General features: G+C 60.8%; 7 protein-coding genes and 2 pseudogenes. 6 read left to right on the top strand and 3 right to left on the bottom strand.

All coding sequences use genetic code 11. The features are described 5' to 3' along the window. Positions 1-255: pseudogene (locus tag NKL06_RS26780) on the top strand (UbiH/UbiF family hydroxylase); the annotation flags it as partial. Here the strand turns inward: NKL06_RS26780 and NKL06_RS26775 are convergent. Further along, a pseudogene (locus NKL06_RS26775) lies at positions 232-1193 on the bottom strand (AEC family transporter). The pseudogenes NKL06_RS26780 and NKL06_RS26775 sit on opposite strands and share 24 nt — an antisense overlap. 224 nt (positions 1194-1417) lie before the next feature. On the opposite strand from NKL06_RS26775, the gene hspQ reads away from it, so the two are divergent. Next, positions 1418-1741, top strand: a complete 324-nt coding sequence (gene hspQ / locus NKL06_RS26770) for a heat shock protein HspQ (protein WP_023668971.1) — start codon at positions 1418-1420, stop codon at positions 1739-1741. An 81-nt stretch (positions 1742-1822) separates the two neighbouring features. Here hspQ and NKL06_RS26765 read toward each other — a convergent pair whose 3' ends face one another. Further along, positions 1823-2446: an invasion associated locus B family protein gene (locus tag NKL06_RS26765; protein WP_023668972.1), complete on the bottom strand. Its 624-nt coding sequence runs from the start codon at positions 2444-2446 to the stop codon at positions 1823-1825. 260 nt (positions 2447-2706) lie between these two features. Here NKL06_RS26765 and NKL06_RS26760 point away from each other — a divergent pair, with 260 nt between their 5' ends. Together NKL06_RS26760 and NKL06_RS26755 are read left to right on the top strand one after the other, a co-directional pair. Further along, positions 2707-4527, top strand: coding sequence for an extracellular solute-binding protein (locus NKL06_RS26760; RefSeq protein WP_023691321.1), 1821 nt, complete (start codon positions 2707-2709; stop codon positions 4525-4527). A 49-nt stretch (positions 4528-4576) separates the two neighbouring features. Further along, positions 4577-5257, top strand: coding sequence for a DsbA family oxidoreductase (locus NKL06_RS26755; RefSeq protein WP_023691322.1), 681 nt, complete (start codon positions 4577-4579; stop codon positions 5255-5257). A gap of 125 nt (positions 5258-5382) precedes the next feature. Here the strand turns inward: NKL06_RS26755 and NKL06_RS26750 are convergent, their stop codons facing one another. Further along, complete coding sequence (locus NKL06_RS26750) at positions 5383-5790, bottom strand: hypothetical protein (protein WP_196814090.1); 408 nt, start codon at positions 5788-5790, stop codon at positions 5383-5385. Positions 5791-6422: 632 nt separating this feature from the next. Here NKL06_RS26750 and NKL06_RS26745 point away from each other — a divergent pair. Together NKL06_RS26745 and mgtE are read left to right on the top strand one after the other, a co-directional pair. Next, on the top strand, positions 6423-8309 hold the full coding sequence (locus NKL06_RS26745) for an ABC transporter ATP-binding protein/permease (RefSeq protein ID WP_023691324.1): 1887 nt from the start codon (positions 6423-6425) through the stop codon (positions 8307-8309). A gap of 290 nt (positions 8310-8599) precedes the next feature. Continuing rightward, positions 8600-9967 carry a magnesium transporter gene (gene mgtE / locus NKL06_RS26740; protein ID WP_023691325.1) on the top strand — a complete coding sequence of 456 codons (1368 nt, stop codon included), beginning with the start codon at positions 8600-8602 and terminating at the stop codon, positions 9965-9967. Positions 9968-9971: the final 4 nt, after the last annotated feature.

Here is a 9971-nt window from a genome sequence, read left to right as displayed (position 1 = left end):
CCCGGCGCCGCGAAGGCCCTGGCCGCCTATGATTCCAGGCGCCGTCCCGACATTCTGGCGCGTTCCGGCGCGGTCAATCTGCTCAACATGTCGCTGCTTTCGGACATGCTGCCGGCGCAGATGGCACGCAGCGCCGGCCTCAATGTGCTCGGCAGTTTCGCGCCGCTGCGCGCCTTTTTCATGCGCGAAGGCTTGAGGCCGGGCAGCGGCTTTGCGGCGCTTACCGGCGGTTCAGGGAAACAGGTCCGGCGGTAAGATGCCGTGGCGGATCATGTAGAGCAGCCCGGTCACCGTCAGCACCGAGAGGCAGGTGGTGATCAGCACGCTGGCCGAGGCGCGTTGCACCCAGACGCCATATTGCTGGGCGATGACGAAGACGTTGGTTGCGGTCGGTAATGCCGCCAAAAGCACGGCTGAAAAAACCCAGATTTCGGAAAAGTTCCCGATCCAGCTCAGCACGACGTAGCAGAGCGATGGATGCAGGATCAGCTTCAGCGCCGCGATCGACGCCAACTCATGCGGCACGCGGTTGAGCGGCCGGAGCGCAAGCGTCACGCCCATGGCAAACAGGGCGCAAGGGGCGGCTGCCCGCGAAAGATATTCAAGCAGGCGATCGACCGGCTGCGGTGGGTGAAAGCCGAGATAGGCGGCGCCAACGCCAAGCGCGGTCGCGATGATGAACGGGTGCAGGACGATTTTCCTGACTACGCCGAGGATGAGCCGCCACGGCGATGTCTTGTCGTCGCCCGACAGCGCCATCATCATCGGCGCGATGGCGAAATGCATGATATTTTCGAAGCAGAAGATCAGCGCAACGGGACCGCCGCTTGTTCGCCGAAGGCGAGCAGCGCCAGCCCCGGCCCCATATAGCCGATATTGCCGTAGGCCGCGGCCAGCGCCTTGATCGTCGACTGGGCGATCTCGCCGCGCGACGCCGTCACCGACCATACGAACATGATCGAGAAGATCGTGTAGGTGGAAAATACCGAGCCGAAGATGAAGCGCCATTCGGTCAACTGTTCGAACGGCGTGCGGGCCAGCAATTGGAAGAACAGGGCAGGAAGCGCGACATAGACGATGAAGGTGTTCATCCAGCCAAGCGCTTCCAGCGGCTGCCTGGTTATGCGCGCGACCAGAAAGCCGATGAAAATCAGCCCGAAGAACGGAAGAACAAGACCGACAATGTCAGACATTTTTGCCCTGGCCCGAAACCCCGGGACCGGGCTAGCCCGTAGCTTCATCGGGCGTCAAGCGCTTCGGCATTGAACTGACACGCTATCTGCGCCAAATAAAGCCTGATCCCAGACCTAAGTCGGGCTCGATTTTTGGCCACGGTGTGTGTAAATTCAAAGTCTTAGAGCGCTCTTCGCACATTCGAGGGGACGCCGGGCGCTCTAGAGGCTTAGTGGTGAGTATGATGAAAACGGCCAAATTTTCGATCGGACAGGTGGTTCGTCATCGGCTGTTTCCGTTCCGCGGCATCATTTTCGATGTCGATCCGCAATTTGCCAACACCGACGAATGGTACGAAGCCATCCCGGCCGACGTGCGGCCGCGCAAGGACCAGCCGTTTTACCATCTGCTCGCCGAGAATTCGGAAACCGAATACATCGCCTATGTCTCCGAGCAGAACCTGCTCGAGGATCAATCGGGCGAACCGGTCCGGCATCCACAGATCGGCGAGATGTTCGACAAGCGGCCCGACGGACGCTATGAGCCAAAACGCCAGTCGAGACACTGACATCACCTTGCATCGACGTGACGGCAACAAAAAAGCGGGGCATGACCCCTCTTTTTGTCGCTCCGGTATCTGTCCCGGCGATTAGTTGGCGGCTTTGGCCTTGGCCTGCTCGTCCTTGAGCTTCTTGGCGAAGTCCTGGTTGTTCTTGACGACGAAATCCTGAAGTTTTTTCTGCCGATCCTCGATGTCCGACTGCTGCAGCGGCGCGCCGTCAAAGGCGCCGCTGAAGCCGGTCAAGGCAACCTTGATTGGATTTGGCTGACTCTGGAAGTTGATCGAGGTCAGCGTGATCGCCTGTCCCTTCTTGAAGGACGCGACGAGCGCGTCGGTCAGCGGCACTTCGGCAACGCAACGGTCGGCGAAGCAAATGACATAATCCAGCTTCGTCGCCTTGCCGGCGTCTATTTGCAGGGCGATGCCGGGGGGCACCAGGCGACCTGGGGGAACCGTGACCTGGAAGACCTTGCGGTTTACCTTGCCCTTCAACTCGATCAGGCTGACGCCGGTGACGAACTGGCCGTTGCCGGCAGTGATGATGTTCTGGACATTGCAGATGTCGACATCTTCCTGCTTGGTGCAGGCCTTGAACCAACCCTGCGGAATCTGTTGCTGTGCCGAAGCGGTGGGAAGTCCGGCGCCCAGAAAGCCGACCACGCCCGCGGCCAGGACCGAAAGGCGGTATGCGTTGCTGTTCAGGCTCGTCATGTCGTGCATTTCCTCTCAAATGATCCCGGGACCGGCTTCTTCGCGCCGTGTGGTCCTGCTACCTGTTGCCGAATTGAGGCAACAGAATGACTTCGGAGCGCGTGTTACACTGCATGAGCAGCCGAATCCAGCCCGCCGCCTGCAATTCTTGGCCTCGCAATTTGGGTCGTGCGATTTGGGTTGATGTATCTGGCCGGAGCGCCGCGGCGCCATGTTAGGGTGCACTCCGAATCATCAAGCCGCCCAGTAAGGAGACGGTCATGGGCCGCATTCTTGTTTGGCTGATCGCCGCAATTTCGTTCTTCGCCTTTGCACCCGGCGTGGCGATGTCGGAACCGAGACATGCCATCGCAATGCAGGGCGAGCCGGCGCTGCCAGCCGACTACCAGCATTTCGACTACGTCAATCCCGATGCGCCCAAGGGCGGCAACATCACTTACTGCGTCGTCGGCAGCTTCGACAATCTGAACCCGTTCATCCTGAAGAGCCTGCGCACCACGGCGCGCGGCATGCAGGACCTCATTTTCGGCAATCTCGTCTTCGAGCCGTTGATGATGCGCAACTACGACGAGGCCTTCAGCCTCTATGGCCTGCTCGCAGACACAGCCGATATGGATCCCGAGCGCAAGTCGATCGAGTTCCATCTCAACCCAAATGCAAAGTGGTCCGATGGCGAGCCGGTGACGCCGGATGACGTGCTGTTCACCTACGATGTCTTCACCGACAAGGGCCGCCCGCCCTACAGGGACCGCATGAGCCTGATCGCCAAGCTCGAAAAGACCGGCGATCACAGCGTGCGCTTCACCTTCAACGACAAGGCCAATCGCGAGACCCCCTTGATCATCGCACTGACGCCGATCATCCCAAAGCACGCCTTCAACAAGGATACCTTCGACAAGACGACGCTGAAGCCGGTGATCGGCAGCGGTCCCTACACCATCGACAAGGTGCAGCCGGGACAGCGCATCGTCTTCAAGCGCAATCCGAATTACTGGGGCAAGGACATCCCTTCCAAGCGCGGCTTCGACAATTACGACCAGATCACCATCGAGTACTTCCTCAACGCCAATGCCAAGACGGAAGCGTTCAAGAAAGGCATCTGCGCCATTTACGATGAGGGCGATCCGGTCAAGCGCGAGCGCGACATCGATTTTCCCGCCTTTCATCGCGGCGAGGTGATCGCCGAGACCTTCGACACCGGCATACCGCCCGTGGTGACCGGGTTCCTGTTCAACACGCGACTGGAGAAGTTTTCCAATCCGGAGGTGCGGCGCGCGCTCGGCATGCTCTACGACTTCGAATGGGCCAACAAGAACCTGTTCGGCGGCAAGTACACGCGCACGATGAGCTACTGGCAGAATTCCGAACTTTCCGCGCTCGGCCATCCCGCCAGCGACAGGGAAAAGGCGCTGCTGGCGCCCTACCCCGGCCGCGTGCCGGCCGATGTCATGGACGGCAGCTGGCGCCCTCCGGTGAATGACGGCACCGGCCAGGACCGCAAGGTGCTGAAGCTGGCGTTCGACCTGCTGAAGAGCCAGGGCTACGCCGTTAGGGATGGCGTCCTGCTGGATCCCAAGGGAAACCCGTTCGGTTTCGAGATCCTGACGGCGTCGCAGGACGATGAACGCTTTGCCGCCATCTATCAGCGCTCGCTGGAAAAGATCGGCATCGCGGTGACCATCCGCAGCCTCGAGGCCGACCAGATCCAGTCGCGCAAGCAGCGTTTCGACTTTGAGGTTCTTGTCGGGTCGAGCGGGTTCAGCAACTCGCTGTCTCCCGGTATGGAGCAGAACCTTCGCTGGGGTTCTTCAGAGGCCAAAAGAGAAGGTTCATTCAATCTGGCCGGCGTCGCCGATCCGGCGGTCGACGCGGCGATCGACGCGATGCTGAGAGCACGGACCAAGGAAGACTATGTCGCCGCCGTGCGCGTGCTCGACCGATTGCTGATCTCCGGCAATTACATGGTGCCGATGCAGTACAACGCGCAGCAATGGCTCGCTTACTGGAATTACCTGGACCATCCCAAAAAGACGCCCATATTCGGTTATCAATGGCCGACCTGGTGGCGCAAGCCGAACTGAGCGTGGCCGAGATCGGTCTCGCTGAAACGTTCGGCTGCAGGAGATCAAGATGAGCGATGACAATTCCATTTCCGTCGACGTGGTTTCCGACGTCGTCTGCCCCTGGTGCTTCGTCGGCCAGAAGCGGCTGGATAAAGCGATTGCCGCTGCCGGCGACGTTGAGGTTCATGTGCGCTGGCGGCCGTTCCAGCTCGACCCGACCATCCCGCGCGAGGGCAAGGACCGGCGCGAATACATGCTGGCCAAATTCGGCAGCGACGAGCGCATCCGCCAGATGCATGCCCGCATAGAGCCGCTCGGCGAAGCCGAAGGCATCGATTTCGCTTTCGACGCCATCAAGGTCGCCGCCAACACGCTGGACGCGCATCGTGTCATCCGCTGGGCCGGTGCCGCCGGTGAAGCCGTGCAGAACCGGCTCGTGCGCCGGCTGTTCCAACTGTATTTCGAGAAAGGCGGCAATATTGGCGACCACGCCGTGCTGATCGATGCCGCCCGCGAGGCCGGCATGGACGCTGCCGTGGTCGAAACGCTGTTGCCGACCGATGCCGACGTCGAGGAGGTGCGCACAGAAATCGCCACGGCATCGCGGATGGGGATCACCGGCGTGCCGTGTTTCCTGCTCGAAGGCAAATACGCCGTCATGGGCGCGCAGGACGCCGACACGCTGACTGATGCCATCCGCCAAGTCGCGGCCGCAAAGGCCAAGGGCGAACTGGAAAAGGCCGGCTAGAGCCTGTTCCATCCCGATGGAAATCGGGATGGGCTCTATCTCCTTGTTTGAGCATGATCTCTGGACAAAACGGTTTCCCGTTTGTCCGAGAAAACCGGCAACCACTTTTCGGGATCATGTTCGGGTTATTTCACCGTCACCTTGGCTTTGCTGAGGAAGAATCCGTGGCCGTTGCTGCCCGTGCAGGTCAGTCCCTTGGTTGACGACTGGCAGGTAAACGGCCCTTTGCTCCAGCTGCTTCCGTAAGCCAGCTTCGCCACATCGCTGCAGCAGCCCTGCTCGCCCGGATTCTTGATCAATGTCGCCGGGCCGTTCGGCCCAAGGATCACGGTGACGTAGCTGGGCTCGACGCGCGAACAGCTCAGTTCCGGACCGCCATCCTGTGGTTCGTAGGTGCTGGTGCCGCCCTTCGGCGTGTAGATGCAGCCGATGTTGCCGGACGGAGCATTGAACTCGATTTGCCCTTCGGCGCTTGCCGGAATGGTCTGGCTGACGGCATGCGCAAGAGGCAGCCAGGCAAAGAGCGTCACCATTGCGGGAACGGCTGCGCGTGCAAGCATTGGGGAGCTTCCTTGTTGGGGACCGGACATGCATCGGTGCCGACAGTGCCCGGCAAGGTTCATTCCAGTGCGCTTGATTGTCAAACGGTGTTGAGCTGCAGCTAAAAAGCGTGGGCCAACTCATGAGCAGTCGCCGTGCAGGAGCGACGATCTTGCGTGCCCAACCATGATGGCCGGTGAAATGATTCGGGCGGCCTGGGGCGATCACGGACGGCAATTTTTCGGGCGATCCGGTTAGCGCGCGGTGGGAAAACCGGCCGACGGGCAGGCCTTTTGGTCACAAAGCCGTGTATGAGCCTTCCCTCAGGGAATATATTCGCACATCTGAGCGTTCTCGCAACACATTGAAACAAAGGACAAATTTGACCCAAAGACGGCGATCTCGCAGTACCAACTGTTGCCTCATGGCAACGGCGGGTGGGCTGCTTCACATTCGCCGGGATAAAATTCATAGAAAATGATCAATTGGTGTTACTATCCGTAACAAAACTAAAAAAGGTTTGGGCGGGATTGTGATTCGGGTCGACAGACCGCGACGTTCAATATCGGCACTTTGGAACCGCGACGCCCCCGCCGGGCCGTCGCCCCTGACGCCAGTATCGTCGATGCGGACCTTCTGGGGACTGATGCGGGCCTACTGGTTCTCGGACCGGTGGAGAGAGGCCTGGGCTCTCACCGTCGTCCTCGCGCTCATCATAGCCCTGTCGAGCAAGGCCGACGTCTGGTTTACCGTGTTGGCGGGCGAACTGGCAGCCTCAATCGCTTTTTTCCACGACGCCGCGAATACCACGCCCCTTGAATCAGTGCTTACCAATGCCGGCCTGCTTGTGCTGCTGGTCGTGTTCAAGGACATGGGAATCATAGGCGCCTGCAAATTTGTATCGGCGACATTGCATCGCAAATGGCGCGCCTGGTTGAACGCGCGTTTCAATGCGGCGCTGCTTGATACCAACCATACTCACTACCACGCTCAGAATGGCTCGCCAGATGCGCCAGCGCCCGACAACATCGATCAGCGCGTGCAGGAATCCATCAAAGACATGGCGGGCGGCGCCATCGGGCTTGCCCAAGGTGTCTTCGGCGTCTTCACCTCACTTTATTTTGTCGGCGGCGCTTTGCTGGCGAATTCCGTGGAGGTAAAAGGCCTGGATGCCCTCGGCAGCTATGGCAGCGCCGTCCTCGCTCTCCTGGCGGTTGCCATCTACGTGCCGGTCAATACCTGGATCGCGATCAAACTCGGCGGAATGCTGGAGTGGCTCAATGTCAGGATGCAGAAGGCCGAAGGCACCTATCGCAGCGAGCTGATCACCTTGTTGCGCCGCAGTTTCCATGTGTCGGCGTCGCAAGGCGAAGACGTGCAAAAGACGATACATGGACGGCTCTATCTCGATATCGATACCACCTGGTCGAAGCTCAACATCGTCAACACCCTCTATGCGGGATTCGAATCGGTCTATAATTTCGTCGGGGCCAAAGTTGTCGCCTACGGACCTGGTCTGGTGCCGTTCATCCACAACGGCGTCGACCTCAAGGGCTACATAACCGGTTCCGAGCAGGTCAACGCGCTGATCAGCAAATGTTCCTGGTTCATCCATGTCATGCCGAGTCTCGCCACCTTGCGGGCCAACAGCCAGCGCGTCATCGAGTTGGCGCACGCCATTGAAAACGTCCAACAGCCGCAGGAATTCTACAGCCAGACCGGCCGTTCCGATTTCCACTATGCCAGCCAGAACCCGGTCTTCGGCCTGACCATCCAGAAGCTTGAACTGGCGCATCAGGGTGAAGACGCCACGCCGTTCCTGAGCGCAGCCAATCTGCGCTTTCGGCGCGGCGAGTGGGCATTCCTCAAGGGCGAATCCGGCTGCGGCAAGACTTCGCTGATCAAGGCGATCAACGGCTTGTGGCCTTATGGCCGCGGCACCATCGTCTTCCCTGACGGTGTGAGGAGCTTCTATGCCGCCCAGGAGGTCAAGCTGCAGCAGGTGTCGCTGAAGCAGCTGGTGTGCCTGCCCGGTTCCGAGGACGACTATGGCGATGCGCAGGTCGCGGCAGCCCTGCACAAGGCCGGCCTCGGCGATTTCATCGAACACATGGCCGATGAAAGCCGCGAGGGAAAGATCTGGGACCAGCTGCTGTCCGGCGGCCAGAAGCAGAAGCTGGTTGTGGCCCGCATCGTGCTGCAGCAACCGGGACTGTTGTTCCTCGACGAAGCGACCGGCGCGCTCGATCCGGATGGCAAGATCGCCTTCCACCAGGCCATCAAGGACAACTGTCCCGATGTCACGGTGATCAGCATCATGCATGAGGCGGTGCCGCCACGTTCGGCCTCGGGCGAGGAATTCTACCATAGCGTGGTCGCGATCGCCGACGGCGTCGCCACCAAGAGGCCGCTTGTTCCGAACCTTCCGCGCGAGCTCACCACCATCCTTACGCAGCCGCGGCCGGTCGAGGACAAATGGATGCGTTTTTCACGCCGGCTGAAGCAGAAATAGCAGCCACGCCGAAGCGCGTTCCGCCACTGGCGGCGGGGCACTCGCTCCCTCCCCCTTCAATAATCATCACAGTCTCGCGATTGGGCCGGCTCCCGGCTGTTTTCCGCCACCCCCGCGATTGACTCGCCAAGATGCGCTCCTATGTTGCGCCCGCTCGCTGAATTCCAACTCGAACCCGCGAGCAGAAAGGTCACCGCGCCATGCCTGGCGACAGTAGTCGAACGCAACCGCCGTCCGCCTCGATGTGACCTCTAACGGCTCACGTCCCGCCGGACGGCAAGGAGTGAGCCATGAACGAATTTACCCCCGTCGTAGCGGGCGACGATGCCGTCGCTATCGCGCGTATTCTTGCCAATGATCACGTCGCCGATGTCGTCGAGGCCCTGAACCGGGAAGCTCGCGATACCGCGATAGAACTGCTTTGCGAAATGCCGTTCGAGCGGCTGGTCGAGATCTTCGACCAGCCTGAACTCGACGGCGCCTCCGATCTGGCCGAGGCGCTGCCGCGCGCCAAGGCGTGCAAGCTGCTGACCGCCATGTCGGTCGACCGCGCCGCCGATATTCTGCGAGAGCTGGATGAGCCGACGCGCTCCGAGCTGCTCGGCGGGTTGGTCCCGCCGCTGCGGGCAACGCTGCTTTCCATTCTCGGCTATCCCGAAGGCAGCGCCGCCTCAATCATGACGACCGAATTCGTCAGCGTGCCGTCGGACTGGTCCGTCGGGCGCACGCTCGACTACATCCGCAAGGTGGAGCGGACGCGGGAGACCGTCTACGCCATCTACATCGTCGATCCAGACACGCATGTGCTGGTGCGCTCGACCGGCCTGCGCCGGCTGATCACCGGCGAGCCGGACGATCCGATCCTGTCGGTGGCGCCGGATCGCGCCCCGGTGACGGTGACGCCGCTGACCGATCGCGAGACACTGGCGCAGACGATCTCCAAATATGACCTGCTCGCGGTTCCCGTCGTCGACCACGGCAAGATCCTCGGCATCGTCACCATCGACGACATCATCGACACCATGATCGAGGAGACGACCGAGGACGCGCATCGTTTCGGCGGCATGGAGGCGCTCGACGAGCCCTACATGAAGATGAGCTTTCTCGCGATGATCAAGAAGCGCGGCGGCTGGCTGTGCGCGCTGTTCATCTCGGAGATGCTGACCGCCAATGCCATGCAAAGCTATGAAGGCGAACTGCAAAAAGCGATCGTGCTCACTCTGTTCATCCCGCTGATCATGAGCTCGGGCGGCAATTCCGGTTCGCAGGCGACCTCGCTCGTCATTCGCGCGCTGGCGCTGCGCGAGATCGGCCTTCGCGACTGGTGGCGGGTGGCGTTGCGCGAATTGCCCACCGGCTTCGTGCTCGGCGCCATGCTTGGCGTGGTCGGCATCTGCCGCATCGCGCTCTGGCAATATATGGGCTTCTACGATTATGGGCCGCATTGGCCGCTGATCGCGGCGACCGTGGGGGCAGCACTCGTCGGCATCGTCACCTTCGGCTCGCTGTCGGGGTCGATGCTGCCGTTCGCGCTGAAACGGACCGGCTTCGATCCGGCGAGCGCCTCGGCGCCGTTCGTCGCCACGCTGGTCGATGTCACCGGCCTGGTGATCTATTTCTCGGTGGCGCTGGTCATCCTGCGCGGCACTTTGTTGTAATAAG

The sequence above is a fragment of the Mesorhizobium sp. C268A genome, assembly GCF_040324475.1.
Lineage (GTDB): Bacteria > Pseudomonadota > Alphaproteobacteria > Rhizobiales > Rhizobiaceae > Mesorhizobium.
Note: the sequence above shows the minus strand (reverse complement) of the source record. Positions and strands in the feature narration are given on the sequence as shown.

What these genes read in the sequence shown, in the direction of transcription:
- hspQ (WP_023668971.1), top strand. Translation starts at nt 1,418, where the DNA reads ATGAAAACGGCCAAATTTTCGATCGGACAGGTGGTTCGTCATCGGCTG.
- NKL06_RS26765 (WP_023668972.1), bottom strand. Translation starts at nt 2,446, where the DNA reads ATGACGAGCCTGAACAGCAACGCATACCGCCTTTCGGTCCTGGCCGCG.
- NKL06_RS26760 (WP_023691321.1), top strand. Translation starts at nt 2,707, where the DNA reads ATGGGCCGCATTCTTGTTTGGCTGATCGCCGCAATTTCGTTCTTCGCC.
- NKL06_RS26755 (WP_023691322.1), top strand. Translation starts at nt 4,577, where the DNA reads ATGAGCGATGACAATTCCATTTCCGTCGACGTGGTTTCCGACGTCGTC.
- NKL06_RS26750 (WP_196814090.1), bottom strand. Translation starts at nt 5,790, where the DNA reads ATGGTGACGCTCTTTGCCTGGCTGCCTCTTGCGCATGCCGTCAGCCAG.
- NKL06_RS26745 (WP_023691324.1), top strand. Translation starts at nt 6,423, where the DNA reads ATGCGGACCTTCTGGGGACTGATGCGGGCCTACTGGTTCTCGGACCGG.
- mgtE (WP_023691325.1), top strand. Translation starts at nt 8,600, where the DNA reads ATGAACGAATTTACCCCCGTCGTAGCGGGCGACGATGCCGTCGCTATC.